This window comes from Frondihabitans sp. 762G35 (assembly GCF_002074055.1).
Taxonomy (GTDB): domain Bacteria; phylum Actinomycetota; class Actinomycetes; order Actinomycetales; family Microbacteriaceae; genus Frondihabitans.
This window is the reverse complement of the sequence record NZ_CP014619.1, coordinates 2628170-2650132: the sequence shown is the minus strand read 5'-3', so window position 1 is coordinate 2650132 and position 21963 is coordinate 2628170. Positions and strand designations below refer to the sequence as shown.

25 protein-coding genes are annotated in these 21963 nt (G+C 72.0%); 16 read left to right on the top strand and 9 right to left on the bottom strand.

All coding sequences use genetic code 11. The features are described from left to right. Positions 1-25: 25 nt before the first annotated feature. The 10 genes from AS850_RS12540 to AS850_RS12495 all read left to right on the top strand — a co-directional run bounded on the left by AS850_RS12540 (position 26) and on the right by AS850_RS12495 (position 8357). Complete coding sequence (locus AS850_RS12540) at positions 26-979, top strand: carbohydrate ABC transporter permease (RefSeq protein ID WP_119869429.1); 954 nt, start codon at positions 26-28, stop codon at positions 977-979. Continuing rightward, positions 976-1902, top strand: coding sequence for a carbohydrate ABC transporter permease (locus AS850_RS12535; protein ID WP_119869428.1), 927 nt, complete (start codon positions 976-978; stop codon positions 1900-1902). Before AS850_RS12540 ends, AS850_RS12535 begins: the two co-directional genes overlap by 4 nt. 70 nt (positions 1903-1972) lie before the next feature. Next, positions 1973-3316, top strand: a complete 1344-nt coding sequence (locus AS850_RS12530; protein ID WP_119869427.1) for an ABC transporter substrate-binding protein — start codon at positions 1973-1975, stop codon at positions 3314-3316. 73 nt (positions 3317-3389) lie between these two features. Then, positions 3390-5198, top strand: coding sequence for a glycoside hydrolase family 35 protein (locus AS850_RS12525; protein ID WP_119869426.1), 1809 nt, complete (start codon positions 3390-3392; stop codon positions 5196-5198). Between the two features lie 61 nt (positions 5199-5259). Further along, the gene (locus tag AS850_RS12520; RefSeq protein WP_164088450.1) at positions 5260-5646 is read left to right on the top strand and encodes a PLD nuclease N-terminal domain-containing protein; all 387 of its coding nucleotides are present in this window, start codon (positions 5260-5262) and stop codon (positions 5644-5646) included. Continuing rightward, entirely contained in the window at positions 5643-6524 is an 882-nt protein-coding gene (locus AS850_RS12515) for a class I SAM-dependent methyltransferase (protein ID WP_119869424.1), read from the top strand. The genes AS850_RS12520 and AS850_RS12515 overlap by 4 nt, the downstream gene beginning before the upstream one ends. Continuing rightward, complete coding sequence (locus AS850_RS12510; RefSeq protein ID WP_173795197.1) at positions 6521-6733, top strand: DUF1653 domain-containing protein; 213 nt, start codon at positions 6521-6523, stop codon at positions 6731-6733. Before AS850_RS12515 ends, AS850_RS12510 begins: the two co-directional genes overlap by 4 nt. 9 nt (positions 6734-6742) lie before the next feature. Beyond that, positions 6743-7207 (top strand): YdeI/OmpD-associated family protein, encoded by a 465-nt coding sequence (locus tag AS850_RS12505; protein WP_119869423.1) that lies wholly within the window; start codon positions 6743-6745, stop codon positions 7205-7207. A 9-nt stretch (positions 7208-7216) separates the two neighbouring features. After that, positions 7217-7570, top strand: coding sequence for a VOC family protein (locus AS850_RS12500; protein ID WP_119869422.1), 354 nt, complete (start codon positions 7217-7219; stop codon positions 7568-7570). Between the two features lie 130 nt (positions 7571-7700). Beyond that, positions 7701-8357 carry a TetR/AcrR family transcriptional regulator gene (locus tag AS850_RS12495; protein ID WP_123955508.1) on the top strand — a complete coding sequence of 219 codons (657 nt, stop codon included), beginning with the start codon at positions 7701-7703 and terminating at the stop codon, positions 8355-8357. A gap of 24 nt (positions 8358-8381) precedes the next feature. Here AS850_RS12495 and AS850_RS12490 read toward each other — a convergent pair whose 3' ends face one another. Beyond that, positions 8382-9206 (bottom strand): hypothetical protein, encoded by an 825-nt coding sequence (locus tag AS850_RS12490; RefSeq protein WP_119869420.1) that lies wholly within the window; start codon positions 9204-9206, stop codon positions 8382-8384. Between the two features lie 74 nt (positions 9207-9280). Here AS850_RS12490 and AS850_RS12485 point away from each other — a divergent pair, with 74 nt between their 5' ends. Then, entirely contained in the window at positions 9281-9787 is a 507-nt protein-coding gene (locus AS850_RS12485) for a DUF4383 domain-containing protein (protein ID WP_119869419.1), read from the top strand. Between the two features lie 16 nt (positions 9788-9803). On the opposite strand, the gene AS850_RS12480 is transcribed toward AS850_RS12485, so the two are convergent. Beyond that, positions 9804-11618 (bottom strand): gamma-glutamyltransferase family protein, encoded by a 1815-nt coding sequence (locus AS850_RS12480; RefSeq protein ID WP_119869418.1) that lies wholly within the window; start codon positions 11616-11618, stop codon positions 9804-9806. Between the two features lie 136 nt (positions 11619-11754). Here AS850_RS12480 and modA point away from each other — a divergent pair, with 136 nt between their 5' ends. Genes modA through AS850_RS12465 form a run of 3 tightly spaced genes read left to right on the top strand, consistent with a single transcriptional unit; the run spans position 11755 to position 14394 of the window. Beyond that, positions 11755-12561, top strand: coding sequence for a molybdate ABC transporter substrate-binding protein (gene modA, locus AS850_RS12475; protein ID WP_119869417.1), 807 nt, complete (start codon positions 11755-11757; stop codon positions 12559-12561). 4 nt (positions 12562-12565) lie between these two features. Further along, positions 12566-13369: an ABC transporter permease gene (locus tag AS850_RS12470; RefSeq protein WP_119869416.1), complete on the top strand. Its 804-nt coding sequence runs from the start codon at positions 12566-12568 to the stop codon at positions 13367-13369. Continuing rightward, entirely contained in the window at positions 13366-14394 is a 1029-nt protein-coding gene (locus tag AS850_RS12465; protein ID WP_119869415.1) for a sulfate/molybdate ABC transporter ATP-binding protein, read from the top strand. The genes AS850_RS12470 and AS850_RS12465 overlap by 4 nt, the downstream gene beginning before the upstream one ends. A gap of 28 nt (positions 14395-14422) precedes the next feature. Here the strand turns inward: AS850_RS12465 and nadE are convergent, their stop codons facing one another. The 3 genes from nadE to AS850_RS12450 form a co-directional block, all read right to left on the bottom strand. Further along, a complete protein-coding gene (nadE, locus tag AS850_RS12460; protein WP_119869414.1) occupies positions 14423-15244 on the bottom strand; it encodes an ammonia-dependent NAD(+) synthetase in 822 nt (273 codons plus the stop codon). An 83-nt stretch (positions 15245-15327) separates the two neighbouring features. Then, a complete protein-coding gene (locus tag AS850_RS12455; protein ID WP_119869413.1) occupies positions 15328-15672 on the bottom strand; it encodes a hypothetical protein in 345 nt (114 codons plus the stop codon). A gap of 50 nt (positions 15673-15722) precedes the next feature. Then, positions 15723-15998: a GlsB/YeaQ/YmgE family stress response membrane protein gene (locus AS850_RS12450; RefSeq protein ID WP_119869412.1), complete on the bottom strand. Its 276-nt coding sequence runs from the start codon at positions 15996-15998 to the stop codon at positions 15723-15725. Positions 15999-16121: 123 nt separating this feature from the next. On the opposite strand from AS850_RS12450, the gene AS850_RS12445 reads away from it, so the two are divergent. Continuing rightward, on the top strand, positions 16122-16796 hold the full coding sequence (locus AS850_RS12445) for a response regulator transcription factor (RefSeq protein ID WP_119869411.1): 675 nt from the start codon (positions 16122-16124) through the stop codon (positions 16794-16796). Positions 16797-16933: 137 nt separating this feature from the next. Here AS850_RS12445 and AS850_RS12440 read toward each other — a convergent pair whose 3' ends face one another. From AS850_RS12440 to AS850_RS12430, 3 genes are all read right to left on the bottom strand, one after another. After that, on the bottom strand, positions 16934-17611 hold the full coding sequence (locus AS850_RS12440; RefSeq protein WP_119869410.1) for a hypothetical protein: 678 nt from the start codon (positions 17609-17611) through the stop codon (positions 16934-16936). A gap of 280 nt (positions 17612-17891) precedes the next feature. Beyond that, entirely contained in the window at positions 17892-19475 is a 1584-nt protein-coding gene (locus AS850_RS12435; protein ID WP_119869409.1) for a sensor histidine kinase, read from the bottom strand. Then, complete coding sequence (locus AS850_RS12430; RefSeq protein ID WP_119870300.1) at positions 19472-20146, bottom strand: response regulator transcription factor; 675 nt, start codon at positions 20144-20146, stop codon at positions 19472-19474. The genes AS850_RS12435 and AS850_RS12430 overlap by 4 nt, the downstream gene beginning before the upstream one ends. A 136-nt stretch (positions 20147-20282) precedes the next feature. On the opposite strand from AS850_RS12430, the gene AS850_RS12425 reads away from it, so the two are divergent. Then, entirely contained in the window at positions 20283-21215 is a 933-nt protein-coding gene (locus AS850_RS12425; protein WP_119869408.1) for a hypothetical protein, read from the top strand. Positions 21216-21243: 28 nt separating this feature from the next. Here the strand turns inward: AS850_RS12425 and AS850_RS12420 are convergent, their stop codons facing one another. Continuing rightward, entirely contained in the window at positions 21244-21909 is a 666-nt protein-coding gene (locus tag AS850_RS12420; RefSeq protein ID WP_119869407.1) for a GntR family transcriptional regulator, read from the bottom strand. Positions 21910-21963 lie beyond the last annotated feature (54 nt).

Below are 21963 nucleotides of genomic sequence, written 5' to 3'. Positions count from 1 at the left end.
CATCGACGGAGACAAGGAAGTTTCGATGAGTTCGAACGCACTACCCGGCCTGAACGCCACCCGAGGCGCGGCCACCTCGACCCCCGGCGGGCGACGCCCCCGGAAGCGCAGCGGCCGGACCGGCGTCGCCGGCTGGATCTTCGTCGGCCCGTTCATGGTCGTGCTGGTCGCGATGCTGATCGTCCCGATCGGCTACGCCCTCTACCTCAGCCTGTTCCAGGACCGCCTGATCGGCGGCAACCAGTTCGTCGGCCTCGCCAACTACCTGCAGCTGTTCCAGGACACGAAGTTCTGGGAGAGCTTCCTGCGGGTCCTCGTCTTCCTCGTGATCCAGGTTCCGGTGATGCTGCTCCTGGCCCTCGCCGCGGCGCTCGCCCTCGACAGCGCGAGGGTCCACTTCGCCGGGTTCTTCCGCATCGCGATCTTCCTGCCCTACGCCGTTCCCGGTGTCGTCGCCGCCCTCATCTGGGGCTTCATCTACGGCCCGCAGTTCGGCCTGACGGGCGCCTTCAACCAGGCCCTCGGCAGCGACCTGCTCCGGCCGTTCACCTCGGGCTGGATCCTCACCTCGATCGGCAACATCGTGACCTGGGAGTTCCTGGGCTACAACATGATCATCTTCTTCGCGGCCCTCCGCGTCGTGCCGACCGAGCTCTACGAGGCCGCGGCGCTCGACGGCGCGGGAGCCTTCCGCACGATGCTCTCGATCAAGCTCCCCGCTCTCCGCGGCGCCATCGTGATCGCGACGATCTTCTCGATCATCGGCAGCTTCCAGCTCTTCAACGAGCCCAACCTCCTCAAGTCGCTCGCCCCCAACGTGATCGGCTCCTACTTCACCCCGAACATGTACGCCTACAACCTCTCGTTCGCGGGCCAGCAGTTCAACTACTCCGCCACCGTCGCCATCGTGATGGGCGTCATCACCGCCGTGATCGCCTACGTCGTGCAGGTCCGCGGAACCCGATCGGAGAACCGATGACCACGCTCACCAGCCGCACCGCGACTCCGGCCGGAGCCCCGCGCCCCGCGTCGAAGCGTCGCCGCCCGTTCTCCGGCGTCCAGGGCAAGAAGTCGCTCCCGCTGACCGCCGTCATGGTGATCTTCCTCGTCTACTCGCTCGTTCCCCTCTTCTACCTCGTCGTGAACTCGACGAAGTCGCAGGCGAACCTCCTGTCGTCGTTCGGCCTCTGGTTCGCGGGCGGGTTCGACCTCTTCGCGAACGTCCACGACGTCTTCACCTACGACGGCGGCATCTTCCTCCAGTGGTTCGGCAACACGCTGCTGTACGTGGTGGTCGGCGCCGGAGGCGCGACGTTCCTGGCCACGATCGCCGGCTACGGCCTCGCGAAGTTCCGCTTCGTCGGTCGACGTCTCGTCTTCGCCGTCGTGCTCGGCTCGATCGCGATCCCCGGCACCGCGCTCGCCGTGCCGACGTTCCTCCTCTTCAGCAAGATCGGCCTGACGAACACGCCCTGGGCGATCATCCTGCCGTCGCTCGTGAGCCCGTTCGGGCTCTACCTGGTCTGGACCTATGCGGTCGACGCGATCCCGACCGAACTGCTCGAGGCGGCCCGGATGGACGGCGCCAGCGAGGTGCGGATCTTCTTCACCATCGCGGTCAAGCTGCTCACGCCCGGCATCGTCACCGTCCTGCTCTTCTCCGTCGTCGCCACCTGGAACAACTACTTCCTGCCGCTCATCATGCTGAGCGACCCCCGGTGGTACCCGCTCACGGTCGGCCTCAACCAGTGGAGCGCCCAGGCCCAGGGCGTCTCCGCCGACCCGATCTACAACCTCGTCGTGACCGGCTCGCTGATCACGATCGTCCCCATCGTCGTCGTCTTCCTCCTGCTGCAGCGCTACTGGCAGTCGGGACTCGGCGCCGGAGGCGTGAAGCAGTAGCGCTTCCTCTCCCACCCGGGCGTCCTGCCCCCAACTCCCCAGCACACACAACGAAGTGAAAGGACACCTCATGCACAAGCGCTTGAGGACCATCGCGGCGGCGGCCGTCGCCACGATCGCCGTCACCGCGGCCCTGGCCGGCTGCTCCAGCGGAGGCTCGACCTCCGGAGGCTCCGGCGGCAACGCCGCACAGGTCGACGAGGCTCTGAAGAAGGGCGGGACGCTCACCTACTGGTCGTGGACTCCGTCCGGCGCCGCGCAGGTCGCCGCGTTCGAGAAGGCCTACCCCAAGGTGAAGGTCAAGCTCGTCAACGCCGGCACCGGCAACGACGAGTACACGAAGCTCCAGAACGCCGTGAAGGCCGGATCCGGCGCTCCCGACGTCGCGCAGGTCGAGTACTTCGCCCTCCCGCAGTTCGCCCTCGCCGACTCGCTCACCGACCTCACGCAGTTCGGATTCGACTCGCTGAAGAGCAAGTACACCTCCGGCACCTGGGGCTCGGTCGACCTGGACGGCAAGCTGTACGGCCTGCCCCAGGACTCCGGCCCCATGGCGATGTTCTACAACAAGACCCTGTTCGACAAGTACGGCATCGCCGTGCCGAAGACGTGGGACGAGTACATCGCGGCCGCGAAGAAGCTGCACACCGCCGACCCCTCCGCCTACATCACCTCCGACACCGGCGACGCCGGCTTCACGACGAGCATGATCTGGCAGGCCGGCGGCCGTCCCTTCTCGGTCGACGGCACCAAGCTGACCGTCAACCTCCAGGACGAGGGCACCAAGAAGTGGGCCGACACCTGGAACGAGCTCGTCGACGGCAAGCTCCTCGCCCAGACGCCCGGCTTCACCGACGACTGGTACAAGCAGCTCGCCGGTGGACAGATCGCAACCCAGATCTCGGGTGCCTGGATGCCCGGCGTGCTCGAGTCCGGCGCGAAGGGCGGCAGCGGCAACTGGCGCGTCGCCCCGATCCCGACCTACGACGGCAAGACCGCCGTCACCGCCGAGAACGGCGGCGGGGCTCAGGTCGTCATGAAGCAGAGCAAGAACCAGGCCCTCGCGGCCGGCTTCGTGAAGTGGCTCAACTCGAGCTCCGGCAGCGTCGACACGTTCCTCGCCTCCGGCGGCTTCCCGTCGACCACGGCGACCCTCACGTCGTCGTCGTTCCTCGCCACCAAGCCCGACTACTTCGGCGGTCAGGCGATCAACGAGGTGCTCCAGGGCTCGTCCGACTCGGTGGCGTCCGGCTGGAACTACCTCCCGTTCCAGGTCTACGCGAACAGCATCTACGCCGACACCGTCGGCCAGTCGTACCAGAACGCCGGCGACCTGAACTCGGGCCTCAAGGCCTGGCAGGCTGCCATCGTGAAGTACGGCAACGAGCAGGGCTTCACGGTCAGCAGCAAGTAGCTCCACCACGACGGACGGGTGCGGTCGACGACGGCCGCACCCGTCCGCACGTCCCCCCACGAAACGAGACACCATGACCAGCCGCTTCACCGTCGGCGACGACGACTTCCTGCTCGACGGGCGGCCCCACCGCGTCCTGTCCGGCGCCCTGCACTACTTCCGCGTCCACCCCGACCACTGGGCGGACCGGATCGAGAAGGCGAAGCAGCTGGGCCTCAACACCATCGAGACCTACGTCCCCTGGAACGACCACGAGCCCGTACAGGGCACCTGGGTCGACGCGGGGATCCTCGACCTCGCGCGGTTCCTCGACCTCGTCGCCGAGGCGGGCCTCCACGCCATCGTCCGCCCCGGGCCCTACATCTGCGCGGAGTACGACAACGGCGGGCTGCCGGCCTGGCTGTTCTCGGACCCGACCACGGGCATCCGGCGGTCGGAGCCCCGCTTCCTCGACGCGGTCGGGAGCTACCTCCGACGCGTCTACGAGATCGTCGTGCCGCGGCAGATCGACCGCGGCGGACCCGTCGTCCTCGTGCAGATCGAGAACGAGTACGGCGCCTACTCCGACGACCGGGCCTACCTCGAAGCGCTCGTCGCCCTCACCCTCGACGCGGGCGTCACCGTCCCGCTGACCACGGTCGACCAGCCGGAGGACCGGATGCTCGAGAACGGCAGCCTGCCGGGGCTCCTGCGGACCGGCTCGTTCGGGTCGCGCAGCCGCGAGCGTCTCGCCACCCTGAGGCAGCACCAGAGGACCGGGCCGCTGATGTGCTCCGAGTACTGGAACGGCTGGTTCGACCACTGGGGCGACGAGCACCACACGACGCCGGCGGCGGAGCAGGCGCGCGACCTCGACGAGCTCCTGGCCCTCGGCGCCAGCGTCAACCTCTACATGCTCCACGGCGGGACGAACTTCGGCTTCACGAACGGCGCCAACGACAAGGGCGTCTACGAGCCGACGGTCACGAGCTACGACTACGACGCGCCTCTCGACGAGGCCGGGAACCCCACCGAGAAGTTCTTCGCCTTCCGGGAGGTCTTCGCGAAGTACGCCGACGTCCCGCCGCTGACGCTCGAGCGCTCCGAGCAGCCCGTGCCGACGCCGGAGCTGCGGGTCGCAGGAGCCGCGTCGCTCCTGCCCGCGCTCGACCGGCTCGGCTCCTGGCAGACGTCGCCGGAGGGCGACCCTCCCCTCTTCGACGATCTCGGGCACTACCGCGGCTACCTCGTGCTGCGCGCCGACCTCGGTGCCGCCTTCGCCGGGGGAGAGCTCGCCGCGGCCGAGGTGCGGGATCGCGCGAGCGTCTTCCTCGACGGCGTGCGCGTCGGCACCCTGGAGCGCATGAACGGCGACCGCGCGCTCGCCCTTCCGGCCGGCCGCGACCTGGTGATCCTCCTCGAGGACATGGGTCGGGTGAACTACGACCGGCGGATCGGAGAGCGCAAGGGGCTCGTCGGACCGGTCACGATCGACGGCGACGCCGTCGCCTGGTCGGCGCTCCCGCTCGAGGTCGAGGGACTGCTGGCGCTCGTCGGCTCGGGCGCCGCGGTTCCCGCTGCTGCCACCGGTGCGGACGCCGTCGCCGAGCCGTCCGGCCCCGCCGTGGTGCGGTTCGCGTTCGACCTGGCGGAACCCGCCGACCTCTTCCTCGACACGGAGGGCTGCGGCAAGGGCGTGGCGTTCGTCAACGGCTTCCCGCTCGGTCGGTACTGGAGGGTCGGTCCGCAGCAGACGCTCTACGTGCCCGGTCCGGCCACGCTGGCGGGGGTCAACGAGCTGGTGCTGTTCGAGGTCGAGGACGGGCATCCTGCCCCGGTGTTCTCGCCCGCGGCGCGCCTCGGCCCCGTCGCCCTCGACGCGCTCGCACGGCAGGGCGCCTGACGCCGGAGCGACCCGAAAGTGGGGGATGCTCGAAACTCAGGAAGTCCCTAGGATCGGTGCCATGTACCTCGTCGTGTCGGTCGTCTCCTTCATGCTGCTCGTCGTCGCGCTCGTCGACATCATCACGCGCGACGAGTCGCAGGTGCAGCATCTGCCGAAGATCGTCTGGATCCTGCTGGTGGTGTTCCTGCCCCTCGTCGGCAGCGTGATCTGGTTCGTCGTCGGGCGCGAGCACGGGTCGCCGATCGGCCGCTTCGGTGGCGCGGCGCCCCGCCGGGGCAACACGATGCCGCTGGCGACGACGCACGTGGAGTACGCCGCCGCCCGGGCCCGGACCACCGAGCAGGAGCTCGCCGACCTCGACCGTGAGATCGAGTTCTACGAGAAGCAGGCGCAGCTGAAGCGCCTCCAGGCCGAGGTCGACGGCTCGAAGGACGCCGTCGAGTGAGCCACGGCCACGGCGACGGTGACGGTGACGGCCACTCCGGCCACGGCCGTTCCGACAGCGCCCGCCCGGGACACGGTCCCGCCGCCGACCACGACACGGGGCTCGCGGAGCTCCTCGACCTCGATGCCGCACTGGGGGCGCCCGTCCTCGACGCGGCGCTCGACGCCGCCGCCGAGGCGCTGGGGCGACCGCCGCTGGCAGTGGCCGACCTGGGGGCCGGCACCGGCACCGGCACGTTCGCCGTCGCCCGACGCTTCCCCGACGCCGTCGTCCACAGCCTCGACGCCTCTCCCCGCATGCTCGAACTCCTCGCGGCAGGAGCGGCGGAGCGGGGTCTCGGAGACCGCGTCACGCCCCGCCTCGTCGACCTCGACGGCGACTGGCCCGCAGTCCTGCCCGGTGGCATCGACCTCGCCTGGGCGGCGCTCTCGCTGCACCACGTCACCGATCCCGCCGAGGTCCTCCGTCAGGCTCTCGGAGTCCTGAGGCCGGGCGGAGTGCTGGTCGTGATCGAGATGACCCGCTCGACGGTCTTCTCGCCCGCCGACCTGGGAACCGGGATCGACGGTCTCGGAGAGCGCCTCGTGGCGGCGCTCGCCGGCGAGGGATACCCCGTCACGGGCGAGTGGTCGGAGGCTCTCGAGGCGGCCGGTTTCGCCCGGGTCGACCGGCGCGAGACGTCGTTCACCGCGTCGTCGGAGACCGACGCGGGCGCCCGCTACCTCGAACTCCAGCTGACCCGGAACCGCGACGTCGTCGCGGACGTGCTCCCGCGGGCCGATCTCGACGGCCTCGACGCGACCATCGCCGCGCTCGCGGCGGGGGACGCCTCGCTCGTCCTCGCCGCGGGGCGGGCCGTCTGGGTGGCGGTCCGATGAGCGTCGACGTGCCGCCCGGCCGCTACCGCCACTTCAAGGGCGGCGCGTACGAGGTGCTCCTCGTCGCTCGTGACACCGAGACGGAGGAGCGGGTCGTCGTCTACCGCGCGCTGTACGGCGAGCGGGGGACCTGGGTGCGGTCGCAGGCCGATTTCACCGCCGAAATCCATCGCGACGGCTATCGCGGACCGCGTTTCGTCCGGGAGTAGCATCGCCGCATGCCGACCTTCCGCACCGTCATCGAACAGGCCCGACAGAACGCCACGGGCATCCCGGTTCCGCCGGAGGCGATCGACGCCCTCGACGCAGGGAAGCGACCGGCCGTCATCGTCACGATCGGTCAGTATTCCTATCGGAGCACCGTCGGCGTCATGGGCGGACGGTTCCTGATCCCCCTCTCCGCCGAGCACCGATCGGCATCGGGTCTGAGCGCGGGCGACGAGGTCGACGTCCACCTGGAACGCGACACCGAGGCGCGCGAGGCGGTCGAGCCGGCGGAGTTCACCGCCGCCCTGGAGGCCGAGCCGTCGCTCCGACGGTCGTTCGACGCGCTGTCGTCGAGCCGGCGTCGCGCCCTCGTCGATCCCCTCGCGCAGGCGAAGACGGCGGAGACCCGGCAGAGGCGCCTCGACAAGGCGCTCGAACAGCTCCGCGGCTCCGCCCCGGTCGCCGACGGGTCGTAGGGCCGGCCCATGGGGTTGGAGTGGGAACAGGTCATCGTCCACGCGCAGGATCCCGCGGCGCTCGGCACCTGGTGGGCCGAGGCTCTCGGCTGGGTCGCGGTGTACTCGACGGCCGACGAGTTCGAGATCCGACAGGATCCCGATCGGATGCCCGGGATCGATTTCGTCCGCGTCGAAGAGCGCCGGCGCACCCCGAGCAGGCTGCACCTGGACTTCCGTCCTGACGATCAGGACGCCGAGGTGACGCGACTGCTGGCTCTCGGTGCGCGCCGGGCCGACGTCGGTCAGGGCGATGTCCCGTGGACCGTCCTCGCCGACCCCGAGGGCAACGAGTTCTGCGTGCTCCAGGCAAGCCCGACCTGACACCGTCCGGCGCCCCTTGCGATCGGAGCCGCGGCGACGCACGCCGGCCGGGGGCGTGCCGGCGTCGCCCTCGTCGGCTCACCCGAACGGGGACTTCTGTGCCCCGGAGCCCGGCCCCTACGGTGTGGGGATGACTGATGTGGCAGCCACGACCGACCCCGCTCCGACCCCGCCCCAGCTCGCTGCCAACCGCGACCGCCGCCTCCACCTCGCCGACGCGGCCATCGCCGTCCTCCGACGGCGGGCCTTCCACGAGGTCGACCTCGACGTCGTGGCGCACGAGGCCGGTGTCTCCGGCGAGGAGATCCGTCTCCTCTTCCCCACCTGGCACGATCTGCTGGTGGCGACGATCGACGTGTGGAACGGCCGGCGCATGCGACCGCTGTTCCCGATCGCCCAGCGCTTCGGGGCGGTGGCGTTCCTGCGGAGCATCGTGCAGGCCAACATCGAGGATCCGTCGCTCATGCGCGTGCTCTCGGCCACGGTGAACATCGCCGCGACGCCCGGGCACCCGATGGCCCCCTACCTGCAGGATCAGTGGCACCACTTCCACGCGTTCGTCATCCGGCAGCTCGCCGTCGACGTCACGGCGGGCCGAGAACCCGACACGATGCTGCCGGCGCGCGGAGCGGAACAGCTGATCGCGCTCTACGAGGGCCTCCAGCTCCAGTCGATGGTGCGGCCCACGATGGACCTCCTCGACGCGTACGAGCGGGGGGTCACACGGCTGCGCGACGGTTGGTCCCGGGCCTACGCCCCCGCCGTGTGGGATCTCGACGTCGCCTGAGGCGCCTCGGCCGGGGCCTGCTGGTCAGGCGGCGGCGACCAGCGCCACGATCAGCCAGGCGAAGACCGACGTGGCGACCGTCGTGACGACGACGTAGCGGCGTTGTCCGGCGACACCGGCCGCGGCGCGGCCACCACCGCCGGCGGCATCGTCGACGGGGGCGACGCCCGCGCCCACCTCGCGCCAGTGGAGCACCGCCGTCGTGAGCGCCGCCGCGAGCGTGGCCAGCGTGAGGGCGACCACGAGGGGCGGCGCCGCGGATCCTGCGATCATCCCGCCGACCTCCTGGAACGCCACGACGCCCCAGGGGACGATCCCCAGGGCAGCTGCCACCATCAGGGGCGACCGGGAGCGCCCCACCCCCGGCTCTCCTCGCTGCGGCAGGAGGGCGAGGAGCACCACACCGTTGGTGATCGCGTAGAGCGGCACGAGCGACGTGACGTCGGCGATGCCGTTGAGGCGAGCCACGACGAACAGGGTGATCGCGGAGGCGAAGCCGTACTCGAGGAGTCGGCGCCCTCGACGTCCCGCACCGAGGGCGGCCGTGTGTCGTTCGAACGCTCGACGGGGCACCACGGCCAGCCGGCTCACGGCGCCCAGGACGAGCAGTACGAGGGCCGCGATCCCGGGGTCGAGTGCGGCCACGACGACCCGGTCCGCCACCGCACCGGGAGCCGTCGGGAACCCGGCCACGATCGGCAGCGACAGGCGCGACCCCAAGTCACCGAGAGCGACCGCCACCAAGACGGCCTCCAGGGCGAGCAGGATCCCCGCGCCGACCTCGATCGCTCGGAGACGCCCCGCGGCGGGCGTGCCGACCCGCGGTCCGGTCGGTGTCGGAACTGTCATGTGTCCGAGTCTGCTCCCGGCGCGGGATACTGGAGGGGCCGGCCGGGTGGCCGACCCAGAAAGGACCCGCGCGCATGAGCAGCACCCACGCAGAGACACCGTCCAGAGCCGCTGAGGAGACCCGTCCCCGTCGCTACGGCTGGGGGCTCGGCCCCGCGCAGGGAGCCGCCGTCGTCGCGGGCATCTCGTTCCTCCTCCTCGGGATCGGCGGCTTCGTCCCCGGCGTCACGAAAGACCTCGGCGGCCTCGCCTTCGCCGGCCCCGGATCGAACGCCCTCCTGCTCGGCGTGTTCCAGACCTCGGTGCTGATGAACGTCGTCTTCATCCTGCTCGGGCTCGCCGGCCTGGGAGCCGCGGGCAAGAGCCTCCCGTCCACGCTCTACCTCTTCGGCGCGGGCTCGGCCCTCTTCACCCTGTGGCTGTACGGCGCCGCGTCGGGCAACATCGACAACTTCTGGAACTTCCTGCCGACGAACAGCGCCGACGAGGGGCTCCGCTTCTCGCTCGGGCTCCTGCTCTACCTGGCCGGTGCAGCGACGAGCCAGCTGGCCATGAAGGGCACGCGCTACGACGAGGGCTGAGCCCCGCCCGGCGCTCTCAGCGCCCGGCCGCGTACCCCTGCGAGCCGCGGGGGTTCGCCGCCGCCTCGAGGAACCCCGTCGACCGGTCGACCCCGACCATCGACAGCCTGCCGAGCGACCAGTCGCCCGCGCGCGTGATCACGTGTCCGCGCTGTTCGAGGCCTGAGACGACGTCGTCCCCGAGGCGGTCCTCGACGACGAGTCCCGCCGGCTCCCAGAGCCGCGGCCAGAACGATCCGGCGAGGTGCGTCGTGTGGAACGCCGGCGCGTCGATCGCCTGCTGCGGGTCGTACCCGCCGACGAGCGTGCGGAGCAGGTAGAGCAGCTGCCACTGGTCCTGCTGGTCGCCGCCCGGCGTGCCGAGGGCGGCGACGGGGGCGCCGTCGCGGAGGAGCAGGGTCGGGCTCAGCGTCGTCCGCGGCCGTCGACCGGGCCGGAGCCGCGAGGGCGACGTCTCGTCGAGCCACGACATCTGCAGGCGCGTGCCCAGGCAGAACCCGAGCGACTCGATCGTCGGCGACGACTGCAGCCAGCCGCCGGAGGGTGTCGCGGCGACGATGTTGCCGAACCGGTCGACGACGTCGAGGTGACAGGTGTCGCCCCGGGTCTCGCCGGTGACGCGCACCGTCGGCTCGCCGGTTCCCGCGGCCGGAGCGACGTCGCGGTCGACGGCGAGCGGCGGCACGTACGGGGTCCGCCCGGGCACGACGCCCGGCCGGAACTCCGTCGAGGCGCGCTCGCCGATCAGCGCGGCCCGCTCCCGGGCGTAGGGGGCGGAGAGCAGGATGCCCAGCGGGACCTCGTCCTCGTCGGGTGCCGGGTCGCCGTAGTACGCGTCCCGGTCGGCCAGCGCGAGCTTCAGCGCCTCCGTGATGGTGTGGACCCCGAGCTCGGTCGACGGGTCGAGGTGGACGTCGTCGAAGGTGTCGAGGATCGCCAGGGCCTGCAGGAGCACCGGCCCCTGCCCCCACGCACCCGTCTTGGCGATCGTCACGCCGCGGAACGTCGCGGTCACCGCGTCCTCGATCGCCGGCTCCCAGTCGCGCAGGTCGCTTCCGCGGAGGACCCCGGCGTGGTCCGACCCGGTGGAGTGGCGGTGCGTCGACTCCATCGCCTCGTCGATGGCCCGAGCGACGAAACCCGAGCGCCACGCCTCGACGGCTCCACGGATGCGCGACTCCCTCGATCCTGCGCTGCCCGCCGCCTCGCGACCGTCGCGCAGGAGCCGCTCCAGGGTCGACGCGTAGGCCTCGTTGACCACGATCGAGTCGGCCTCGGGCAGCTCGCCGTCGGGGAGCCAGCGGCGCGACGAGGTCGGCCAGTGCTCCTGGAACAGCTCGCGCACGGTCGCGATGGTCCGCGCCGCGGACGGCAGCAGCGGCACGCCGTCCCGGGCGGCCGAGATCGCGTAGGCGAGCACGTCGTCGAGCTCCCAGGTGCCGCGCTCCTCGAGCAGCATCAGCCACGACGGCACGGCCCCCGGAACCGTCGCCGCGAGGGCTCCGGCGCCGGGCACGAGGTCGAGCCCCTCGGCGCGGAAGTGCTCCGGCGTGGCGCCCCGCGGCGTCGCGCCCTGGCCGGAGACGACGCGCGGCGTCGAGTCGTCCGCCGTCGCGAAGATCAGGGAGAGGTCACCGCCAGGACCGTTGAGGTGGGGCTCGACGACGTGGAGGACGAACGCGGCCGCCACGGAGGCGTCGAACGCGTTCCCGCCGCGCTCCAGGACGGACTGCGCCGTGCCGGTCGCGAGCCAGTGCGTCGAGGCCGCCATTCCGAAGCGTCCGCGGAGGACGGGGCGGGTGCGGTCGGGGCTGGGAGGCGTGAAAGGCATGCCATCCATCGTGCCCCTTCCGTGCGGAGCCCGTCATTCCGTGGCGTAGACCCGCAGATTCGTCTCTAGACTGGAAAGTGCGCCGCATCCTCGGATGCGTGCTCGTCCCCGACTCGATTCCCACGAGAGGCGTCCCATGAGGTCCCCGTTCCGCACCGCCGCACTCCTGACCCTCGGTCTCGTCGCCACCGTCGCACTCGCCGGCTGCTCCGGCGGGGCCGCAGCGCCCGCTCCGGCGTCGTCCTCGGGCGCTGCGTCCGCGACGCTCTCCGGGTCGATCATCGTCTACGGCGCGGCCTCGCTCACGTCGGCGTTCACCGAACTCGCCGCCGACTTCGAGAAGGCGAACCCCGGCGTCACCGTGAAGACCACCTTCAACGGGTCGTCCGTCCTCGTGACGCAGCTCGAGGCGGGAGCCCCGGCCGATGTCTTCGCGTCCGCGGACACGAAGAACATGACGAAGCTCCAGCAGGCCGGCCTCGTCGCGGGGTCGCCGGTCGACTTCGCGACCAACACGCTGGAGATCGCCGTCCCGGTCGGCAACCCGAAGAGGATCGCGTCGTTCCGGGACCTCGCGAAGTCCGGCGTGAAGACCGTCGTCTGCGCCGCAGCCGTCCCGTGCGGCGCCGCCGCGCTGAAGGTGGAGAAGGCGACCGGGGTCGCTCTCCGGCCGGTCAGCGAGGAGACCGCCGTGACCGGCGTGCTCAGCAAGGTCGCCACCGGCCAGGCCGACGCCGGGCTCGTCTACGTCACCGATGTGAAGGGCGCGGCCGGTAAGGTCGACGGCGTGCCCTTCGCCGACAGCTCCGAGGCCGTCAACACGTATCCCATCGCGACGCTGAAGGGCGCCCCGAACACCGCTGTCGCGCGGGCGTTCGTCGCCTTCGTCACGGGCGCGTCCGGGCAGAAGGTGCTCGCCGGCAAGGGCTTCGGCGCACCGTGACGCGGTGACCGGGAATCGCGGCCTCGGGGGCGTTCCTCGCTGGGTCGTGGGCGTCGCGCTCGTCGGAGCGGCCTTCATCCTGCTGCCCCTCGTGGCCGTCGTGGCGCGCGTCGACTGGGCGCACCTCGTTCCGCTGATCTCGTCCGACTCGTCGATCGCGGCTCTCCTCCTCAGTCTGCGCACCTCGCTCGCCTCGACCGCCCTCTGCGTCGCGCTGGGCGTGCCGATCGCGCTGGTGCTGGCGCGCGCCTCGTTCCCGGGGCAGCGCATCCTGCGGTCGCTCGTGCTCCTGCCGCTCGTGCTGCCGCCGGTCGTCGGGGGCATCGCCCTGCTCTACACCTTCGGGCGGCGCGGGCTGCTCGGGTCGACGATGCAGTTCCTCGGCATCGACATCGCCTTCTCGACGACGGCCGTGGTGCTGGCCCAGACGTTCGTCGCGATCCCGTTCCTCGTCCTGAGCGTGGAGGGCGCCGTGCGGACCGCGGGGTCGCGCTACGAGGCGGTCGCGTCGACGCTCGGGGCGCGTCCGACGACGGTCCTCCGCCGGGTCACGCTGCCGCTGCTCGGGCCGGCGCTCGTCTCCGGCGCCATCCTCTCGTTCGCGCGCGCCCTCGGCGAGTTCGGGGCCACGCTGACCTTCGCCGGCAGTCTGCAGGGGACCACGCGCACCCTGCCCCTCGAGATCTACCTCCAGCTCGAGACGAACCCCGACGCGGCCGTCGCCCTGGCTCTCGTGCTCGTCGCGGTGGCGGTGTTCGTCGTCGGGCTGGCGTACCGGTCGAGCTCGGCGACGAGGAGCACTCAGTGACCGTCGAGTTCGACGCCCGGGTCGCGGCGCGGGGTCTCGACGTCGCATTCCGTATCGCCCCGGGGGAGACCGTGGCGCTCGTCGGACCGAACGGCGCCGGCAAGTCGACGCTCCTCGCCCTGCTCGCCGGCCTCCTCCGCCCCGACGAGGGCCGCGCCACCCTCGACGGCACCACGCTCTTCGACGTCGGCCCCGGGCGTCGGGCGTTCGCGGCCCCGCACACGCGGGAGGTCGCGCTCCTCGCCCAGGACGCCCTGCTCTTCCCGCACCTCACCGCCCTCGACAACGTCGCCTTCGGTCCGCGGAGCGCCGGCAGGAGCCGCGCCGAGGCGCGTCGCACCGCCGAGCGCTGGCTGGCCGAGGTCGAGGCGGCCGACCTCGGGGGCCGGCGGCCGGCCGCTCTCTCCGGGGGGCAGTCGCAGCGGGTGGCGGTGGCCCGGGCGCTGGCGGCGGAGCCGCGGCTCCTGCTGCTCGACGAGCCGATGGCGGCGCTCGACGTCGCCGCGGCACCGGCTCTCCGCAGGATGCTCCGCCGCGTGCTCGCGGACCGCACCGCCGTGATCGTCACCCACGAAGCCCTCGACGCGCTGCTGCTCGCGGATCGCGTGCTCGTCGTCGAGGGCGGCCGCGTCGTCGAGGAGGGGCCGACCCGGGAGGTGTTCGCGAGGCCGCGGACGGCCTTCACGGCGGGGCTGGCGGGGCTGATCCTGCTGACCGGCACGGCGACGGAGCGCGGATTCGTGACCGACGACGGCGCCCGGATCAGCACCCTCGGGGTCGGGTCGCACCCGGTCGGGACCCGCCTCGGAGCGGTCGTGAGACCCGCGGACGTGTCGATCGGCGAGACCGGTGCCACCGTGCTGGAGCAGGTCGTGCTCGACCTGGAGCCGCGCGGCGACATCGTGCGCGTGCGGGGGCCGATCGTGTCGGCGGACGTGTCACCCGAGCGGGCGGCCGATCTCGACCTGGAGCCCGGCGACCGGGCCGCCTTCGCGTTCGACCCGCTCGGGGCCTACCCGCTCTGACGCGGTCGCGCCGACGCGGGCCTCTCGCTCAGCGCCACCAGGTGTCGGAGGGCGTGACCGGGGTGGCGCGCTTGTGACGCGTTGCGAGGAAGCGCGCTTCGAGGGCTTCGGCCACGTCGTCGGCGACGTCCTCACCCTCCAGATAGGCGTCGATGTCGGCGTACGTGAGCCCGAGGTTGGCCTCGTCGGTCTGCCCGGGGTTCTCGTCGAGGAGATCTGCCGTGGGGTCCTTGAGGTAGAGGCGCTCGGGCGCCTTAAGGTGCTGCAGGAGGCGCTTCCCCTGCCGCTTCGACAGCCCCGTGAGCGGGATGACGTCGGCCGCCCCGTCGCCGAACTTCGTGAAGAACCCGGTCACGGCCTCGGCGGCGTGGTCGGTGCCGACCACGAGCAGGCCGTTCTGCCCGGCGAGGGCGAACTGGGCGACCATGCGGCTCCGGGCCTTGACGTTGCCCTTGGTGAAGTCGGAGATCGGGGTCCCGGTGGCGTCCTGGTACTCGGCCTGGAAGCCGTCCACGGAGCGCTTGATGTCGAAGACGACCGTCTCGGCGGGCCGGATGAAGGAGAGCGCCAGCTGGGCGTCCTCCTCGTCGGCCTGCACGGCGTACGGCAACCGGACGGCGATGAAGCGGGCGGCGCGGCCGGAGGCGGCGAGCCTCTCGACCGCGAGCTGGCAGAGGCGCCCGGCGAGCGAGCTGTCCTGCCCGCCGCTGATGCCGAGGACGAGCCCCGCCGCTCCGGTCGCCTCGAGGTAGTCGACGAGGAACGACACGCGCCGCTCGACCTCCTCCGCCGGATCGATGACGGGCCGGACGTCGAGTTCGGCGATGATTCGGGACTGCAGATCGCGCATCCCTGAAGCGTAGCCGGAGTGCAGCGCGCCGGGCCGGGTCGGGGCCGGCGACGGATCGTCGGCGACGGATCGCCGGCGACCGGTCAGCGGCCGCCGGCGCCCATCACGACCGCGGCGCCCACGATCGCGAGGGCCGCGAGGGCCCCCACGACCGTGGCGACACGGCGCAGGACGGTGTCGACGCGGGCGTCACGGAGGGCTTCCCGCCGGCGCGCCAGGAAGGTGCGTCCGGGGGCCTCGATCGCTCGCTTCGCGTCGGCCAGGTCGTGGAACGTGCCGACGACCCGCCCGTAGGCGTTCGAGGCGATGAAGGAGCCGAAGCGGTCGATCGTCCCGACGACGGTCGTGTCGATCGAGGCCTCCCAGTGGCCCTCCGTCGAGCTGCTCCAGTGGAGCACCCCGGGGGCGGGGGCGACGTCGTCGGTCACTTCGTGCTCCCTCTCCGGACGGGCATCCTGCTGTTTCGCTGCCGGTCGGATCAGCTGCGGGCGCTGCGGCCGGCGAAGCGGGTCCAGAGGAAGAGGACGATGATCGCGCCGATGATGGAGCCGATGATGCCGGCCGGCTGGAGGAAGCCGCTCGCGGGGTCGGTGTGGAAGATGAGGAAGCCGAGGAAGCCGCCGACGAACGAGCCGATGATCCCGAGGAGGATCGTCATGGGGATGGAGATGTTCTGGCGGCCGGGGATGACGAGGCGCGCGACGGCGCCGGCGATGAGGCCGACGATGATGAGGCCGATGATGAATCCGAGCATGGTGTGATCTCTTTTCGTTGCGCACCGGGGTGGGTGCCGTTCGCACCCGGGTTCGGGCACGGATACGACTCAACCACCCCTGGAGGTGTGCCGTCACACCCCTCGGGGTGGGATGGTGGGGTCATGACCTCCTCGACGACCCGCACGCGCCCCCTCCTCGTGACGCTCGTCGACGACTACGACGTCGTTCTGATGGGGCTCGCGCACCTCTTCGACGAGTACCGCGACCGCATCCTCATCTCGGAGATCGACGCCAACGCGACCCTCGACGACGAGATCGACATCGTCCTCTACGACTCCTTCGCCCAGCCGGAATCCGACCAGCAGGAGCTCGCAGGCCTCGTGGCGAACCCGCGGGCCCGGAAGGTCGTCGTCTACACCTGGAACTTCCACCCCGACCTCGTCGCGGGCGCCCTCGGGCAGGGCGTGCACGGCTACCTCTCGAAGACGCTGTCCGCGCGCGAACTGGTCGAGGCGCTCGAGGCGGTGCACGCCGGCGAGAAGGTCGTGAGCGAGCCGTCGCCCCGGGCGTCGCGCTCGCCGAGCCTGGACTGGCCGGGCAAGGCCGAGGGGATCACCGACCGCGAGTCGGAGATCCTGGCGCTGATCACGCAGGGGAAGAGCAACGCCGAGGTCGCGACCCTGACCTACCTCAGCCCGAACACGGTGAAGTCGTACATCCGTTCCGTGTACCGCAAGATCGGGGCCGCGAGCCGAACGCAGGCGGTCCTCTGGGGCGTCGCTCACGGCTTCACGCCCGATCACCACCGGATCGACCACTGGCTGGGCGGGCCGTAGCGGGAGGTCTCGCAGGATCCGCGGGGTCGATGACTCCGCCGGGCCACGTGTCGGGGGTACGGCCGAGGGCCCGTCGCGGTGTGCGGCGGGCCCTCGGGTGGTGCGTGGTGCTGGGTGGTGCGTGTGGTGGGGTGTTGTTACTTGATCTGGGCGGTGATGGTGGCGACGCCGACGAGGAGCTGGCTCTTGACGGCGTCGGTCTTGAACGTGGAGTTCAGGAGCTTGGCGGCGTCGGCGGAGACGTGGACGGTGGTGCCGGTGAGGACGGCGTTGTTGCCTTCGACCTGGAGGGGCTTGAGGGTGCCGCCGTAGAGGTTGAAGAGGTCGGCCTGGACGACGGCGACCTTGCCGTTGACGGAGACGTCGCCGTAGAGGATCGAGTTGCCGGGGTTGATGGTGAAGTTGGAGAGGGTGACGGTGGTGCTGCCGGCGGTGAGGTTCAGGCCGGATCCGTCGTGCTCGACGATGCCCTGGACGTAGGGGCGGTAGTTGTCCTTCGGGTTCCAGTAGACGACGCTTCCGCCGGTGATGGGGAAGGAGATGTCGCTGCCGGCGAGCTTCGCGGTGCCGGCGGTGGAGGGGGTGAGGCCGAGGGTCTTCAGGGCGCCGAGGAAGCCGGAGTCGAGGGCGACGGAGGTGTCGCCGCCGAGGAGGGCGGGGACGGCTGCGGCGGGGGCGGGGATGGAGGACGACGACGACGCGGCGAGGTGCACGGTGGGGGCGGCCTGGGCGGCGGTGAGGCTGGCGCCGGTGATGCCGGCGACGAGGATCCCGGCGGCGGCGAAGCTGAGTCCGGTCTTGGTGGTCTTGCGCATGGTGTGTCCTTACGTTGTGTGGAACGTGACGGTTGTGTGGGTGTTGCCCCGGTGTTTCCGGTGTGTGGGGCCGGTGTTTCCGGGGTGTTGACCCGATGTGATGTGTTCGCCGCGGGGCGGGGGAGGGTTTGGTCCGGGGTGGCCCCGTTACCGATTCGTGACCGAACGGGTCACTGCGCAGCGCGCGTCAGATGAGACGACTCCAGGCGTGATCAGGCATTTTCACTGCGCCGACGCGTCCGGAGGCAAGAAGGCGCCCCCGTCGTCCTCCCTCCGGCTGTCAGGCCCGGACGGCCTCGGCCCTGTCCGCGCGGCCGGCCCGCGGAACGGGTCGGCGTGCGTCGGGACCACTCGGGATCACGCGCGCGGGGAGGGTCACGAGGAACGCGGCTCCTGCGGTCCCGCTCGGAACGACCTCGCAGACGAGGTCGCCGCCGTGGGCGCGGGCGATGCCGCGGGCGATCGGCAGACCGAGGCCGGCGCCCCCGCCGGACCACTCGCGACCCGCGTCGAGGCGCACGAGGCGGTCGAAGATGCGCTCGCGCTCCTCGGCGGGCACGCCCGGCCCGTCGTCCGTGACGGTGAGCCGCGCGAGGCGGCCGCCGTCCGACGCGGAGGAGGTCGTGACCCGGAGTTCGACGGCGCCGCGGCCACCGGTGGCCCGGGACGCGTTGTCGACGAGGTTGCCCACCACCTGGGCGAGTCGATCCTGGTCGGCGTCCACGACGACGGGACCCTCGGGCAGCGTGATCACGAGGTCGAGCGACGGGTGCCGGAGACGGTGGCGCTCAGCCTCGGCCGTGACGAGGCGTCCCAGGTCGACCGACGTGAGGTCGAGTTCCAGGCCGCGGTCGACGCGCGCCATCATCAGCATGTCGTCGATCAGGCGAGACGCCCTTCCGGCCTCCCGCGCGACGTGCGACGCGAGCCGTTCGCGCTCGGCGGGGCCGGAGGGGACCCGCACCAGGGTGTCCGCGGCGGCCCGCATCCCGGCCACGGGCGTCCGGAGCTCGTGCGCCGCATCCGAGACGAACGCCCGGACCCGCGCCTCCGCCTCGAGCGCTTTCCGCTCGGCGCCCTCGACGGCGTCGAGCATCTCGTCGAACGCGAGGGCGACGCGCCCGATCTCCGTGCGGTCCCGGGTGGGCCGGAGTCGCCTGCCGCGGTCGCCGCCCGCGATCGAGCGGGCCACGCGCGTCATCCGGTCGAGCGGCCGGAGGGCTGCGCGGACCACCAGGACGAGCCCGAGGGCGGCGACCAGGAGGAACCCCCCGGAGGCCGCGAGCATGACCCAGCGGAGCTGCGTGAGCGTCTGCCCGACGGAGCTCGCGTCGGCGGTGAGCACGATCGTGGAGCCGTCGCTGAGGACGGAGTCGAGCGTGATGATCTGCTCGTCGGCGACGATCCTGGACGACGTGATCGTGACGCTCGCGGCCTTGGCTCCCGGGGTCGCCGGTGTGGAGCCGCTCGTGCTGGCCCCCGTGCCGGCGGAGCCGCTGGAGGCGGAGGGCTTCGTCGCTCCCGGTCCGTCCACCGGCCCGAGACCCTTGGGGCCCTTCCGGAGCTGCTCGGGTGACGGCCCCGCGACGGTCGCCTGGCCGTCGGCGTCGCGGATCAGCACGGAGAGGCCCTGTGCGGAGAGGCGGTCGGCGAGGTCCGCGGAGTCGACCGTGCCGACGAGCGCGGCGGCGGCGGAGGCCCGATCGTGCAGGCGGTCCTCGATCTGGGCGCGCAGCCGGCCGCCGAGCGTGGCCTCGACGGTGATCGCGAGGGCGCCCAGCAGGACCACGAGGAGGGCGAGGATCGCGACGACGGTCCGCACCCGGAGGGACCCGGTGCGCAGGCCCGCGCCCGCGGGCCTCATCGGGAGACCGCCATCCGGTAGCCGAGGCCGCGGACGGTGTGGATCAGCCTCGGTCCGTGAGCCTCCATCTTCTTCCGCAGGGAGCTGAGGTGGACCTCGACGAGGTTCGGGTCGTAGTCGTCGTAGCCCCAGACCTGGGTCAGGATCTGGCCCTTCGACAGCGTCCGGCCCCGGCTCGACGCGAGGAAGGCCAGCAGCCGGAACTCCGTCGCCGTCAGGTCGAGCGTGGCTCCGGCCCGACGGGCCAGGGAGGCGTCGGGGTCCACGAGGAGGTCGCCCACCTCGACGACGGCCGGCACGCGGCCGCGCCGCCGCAGCACGGCCGTGACCCTCGCGACGAGCTCCGCCATGGCGAACGGCTTCACCACGTAGTCGTCGGCTCCCTCGGAGAATCCGCGGAGTCGGTCGTCGACCTCGTCGCGCGCCGTCATCATGACGACGCCGGCGTCGCTCGACGTGCGGACCGCCGTGGCCAGCTGAATGCCGGAGGGCCCCGGCAGCATCCAGTCGAGGATCACGAGGTCGGGCACGAACGACTGCAGGGCGGAGGCGAGCTCCCGGCCGTCGTGTTCCTCGCGCACGCTGAAGCCCTCGGCGTCGAGGGCCGTCGCGACGGCGGTGCGGATGGTCTCGTCGTCGTCCACGAGGAGGATGCGGGCTGGGCTGAGCATGTCGGCCACGGTACGGGCGCCGAGCCGGGCGCGCCTATGAAACGGCTGCGCGGAAGCTGTCCTTAAGTGATGCTTCAGATTCGACTTCGACTCTGATCGGACCGGCTGATCCGCCGGATTCCGAGACGGAGACACCATGACCCACGACGACGACAACCGCTTCGACCCGTTCCGCAAGCCCGGCGACGAGCCCGACACCTCGAGGAACGACGCCGACGACGCAGCGACGCGCTCTCTTCCCACGACGCCGATCGGCGAGCCCTCCTGGGCGCACGCTCCCGCCCCTCAGGGCGCCCCCGGGCTCGACGGCGCAGACCCGACCGGGGCGCCTTCAGCCGCGACGGCCACGACGACGACCGATCGTCCGCGCTTCGGCAAACGAGTCGCCATCGGCGCGGCCGTGGCCGTCCTCGGCCTGGGGCTCGCAGGAGTCACGGCCGCGGTCGCCGCGGGCTCCAACGGCTCCAGCGACGGGACGTCCTCCGTCTCGTCGTCCGGAGGGAACGGCGGCAGCGGGGCCGGTTCGACCGCCGCACCGACGCCGACCGGGACGGCCTGCGCCGCGGCTCCTGCGCCGACCTCGACGGCGGGGCCGACGGCGCCGGGCGAGGGCACCGCGCCGACGGCGCCCGGTGAGAAGGGTGCCGCTCCCGCGGCGCCGGCCGACGGAACGGCCCCGAAGGCCGGGAAGGACGGAGCTCCGAAGCCCCCGGCCGACGGAACGGCCCCGAAGGCCCCCGGGAAGGACGGACCCGCCCCGAAGGCCCCGGCCGACGGCACGGCCCCGAAGGCCCCGGCCGCCGGTGAGGCGCCCAAGGCCACGGGTGCGCCGAAGGCGCCCACCGAGGGAACCGCTCCGACGCCTCCGACCGGCGGCCCGGCCGCGGGGGAGAAGCGCGCGAAGCAGGCAGCCCCGAAGGGCGACGCCCCGAAGCCGGCCGCGCCGAAGGGTGACGCGCCGAAGGCCGGAACCGCGCCGAAGGCCGGCACCACCCCGAAGGAAGGCGCTGCGCCTCAGGCCAGCGGCGCCCCGACGGCGCCGACGACGGGCACCTGCGCCTCGTCGTGACGCGCGCCGCGGCTCCCGACCGGAGTCGCTAGCTCGCGGCCGGAGTGCGCGCGCCCGGGAGGCCGTGCAGCGCTTCGGTCGCGAGCTCGGCGGCGATGCCGTCGCCCTTCTCGGTGGCGGCTCGGAGGTCGGTGAACCAGGACTCGTAGTGGGCCCAGTCGAGCATCTCCTGGATCTCCGGCACGCGGAGCTTGAACGCGAGGCCGTCGGTCGTGCTGCGGCACACGTCGATCAGGAGCGGGTTGCCGCAGTTCTCGACGTAGGTGTCGTAGAGGCGGACCGTGTCGAAGTTCAGGGCGGCGGCGTCGCTCCGGCGCACGTCGTCGATGGCGGCGTCGATGAGACCGTAGACGACCTTCTTCGTGGCGTCGTCGAGCAGTGGCACGGCCAGTCGCACCGCGCCCCCGAAGAGGACGCCCAGCGTCTGCGTGGCGTTGACGATGTCGCCGACGGTGGGGAGGGCGACTCGGGTGTAGCGGTTGGGGGCCATCTCGACGAGGCCGGCCCGCGTGAGGTCGTTCAGGGCCTCTCGCACCGGGGTGCGGGAGACGCCGAGCCACGCGGTCAGCTCGTCGTCGTGGAGGCGCTCGCCCGGCAGGAGCGTGCCGTCGAGGATCGCGGTGCGGATCTTCTCGCGGACGGTCGTGCGGAGCAGGGTGCGTTCGGCCGGGGGCAGGAGCTGGGGGACGGGCACGGGTTGCGGCTTTCTCGAGGGGTCATCCGATATGAGGAGTGCTGCGCACGAGAA

Bases quoted from the DNA above. Each gene is read 5' to 3' on its own strand.
- AS850_RS12540 (WP_119869429.1), top strand. From the start codon at position 26: ATGAGTTCGAACGCACTACCCGGCCTGAACGCCACCCGAGGCGCGGCC.
- AS850_RS12535 (WP_119869428.1), top strand. From the start codon at position 976: ATGACCACGCTCACCAGCCGCACCGCGACTCCGGCCGGAGCCCCGCGC.
- AS850_RS12530 (WP_119869427.1), top strand. From the start codon at position 1,973: ATGCACAAGCGCTTGAGGACCATCGCGGCGGCGGCCGTCGCCACGATC.
- AS850_RS12525 (WP_119869426.1), top strand. From the start codon at position 3,390: ATGACCAGCCGCTTCACCGTCGGCGACGACGACTTCCTGCTCGACGGG.
- AS850_RS12520 (WP_164088450.1), top strand. From the start codon at position 5,260: ATGTACCTCGTCGTGTCGGTCGTCTCCTTCATGCTGCTCGTCGTCGCG.
- AS850_RS12510 (WP_173795197.1), top strand. From the start codon at position 6,521: ATGAGCGTCGACGTGCCGCCCGGCCGCTACCGCCACTTCAAGGGCGGC.
- AS850_RS12505 (WP_119869423.1), top strand. From the start codon at position 6,743: ATGCCGACCTTCCGCACCGTCATCGAACAGGCCCGACAGAACGCCACG.
- AS850_RS12500 (WP_119869422.1), top strand. From the start codon at position 7,217: ATGGGGTTGGAGTGGGAACAGGTCATCGTCCACGCGCAGGATCCCGCG.
- AS850_RS12495 (WP_123955508.1), top strand. From the start codon at position 7,701: ATGACTGATGTGGCAGCCACGACCGACCCCGCTCCGACCCCGCCCCAG.
- AS850_RS12490 (WP_119869420.1), bottom strand. From the start codon at position 9,206: ATGACAGTTCCGACACCGACCGGACCGCGGGTCGGCACGCCCGCCGCG.
- AS850_RS12485 (WP_119869419.1), top strand. From the start codon at position 9,281: ATGAGCAGCACCCACGCAGAGACACCGTCCAGAGCCGCTGAGGAGACC.
- AS850_RS12480 (WP_119869418.1), bottom strand. From the start codon at position 11,618: ATGCCTTTCACGCCTCCCAGCCCCGACCGCACCCGCCCCGTCCTCCGC.
- modA (WP_119869417.1), top strand. From the start codon at position 11,755: ATGAGGTCCCCGTTCCGCACCGCCGCACTCCTGACCCTCGGTCTCGTC.
- nadE (WP_119869414.1), bottom strand. From the start codon at position 15,244: ATGCGCGATCTGCAGTCCCGAATCATCGCCGAACTCGACGTCCGGCCC.
- AS850_RS12450 (WP_119869412.1), bottom strand. From the start codon at position 15,998: ATGCTCGGATTCATCATCGGCCTCATCATCGTCGGCCTCATCGCCGGC.
- AS850_RS12445 (WP_119869411.1), top strand. From the start codon at position 16,122: ATGACCTCCTCGACGACCCGCACGCGCCCCCTCCTCGTGACGCTCGTC.
- AS850_RS12440 (WP_119869410.1), bottom strand. From the start codon at position 17,611: ATGCGCAAGACCACCAAGACCGGACTCAGCTTCGCCGCCGCCGGGATC.
- AS850_RS12435 (WP_119869409.1), bottom strand. From the start codon at position 19,475: ATGAGGCCCGCGGGCGCGGGCCTGCGCACCGGGTCCCTCCGGGTGCGG.
- AS850_RS12430 (WP_119870300.1), bottom strand. From the start codon at position 20,146: ATGCTCAGCCCAGCCCGCATCCTCCTCGTGGACGACGACGAGACCATC.
- AS850_RS12425 (WP_119869408.1), top strand. From the start codon at position 20,283: ATGACCCACGACGACGACAACCGCTTCGACCCGTTCCGCAAGCCCGGC.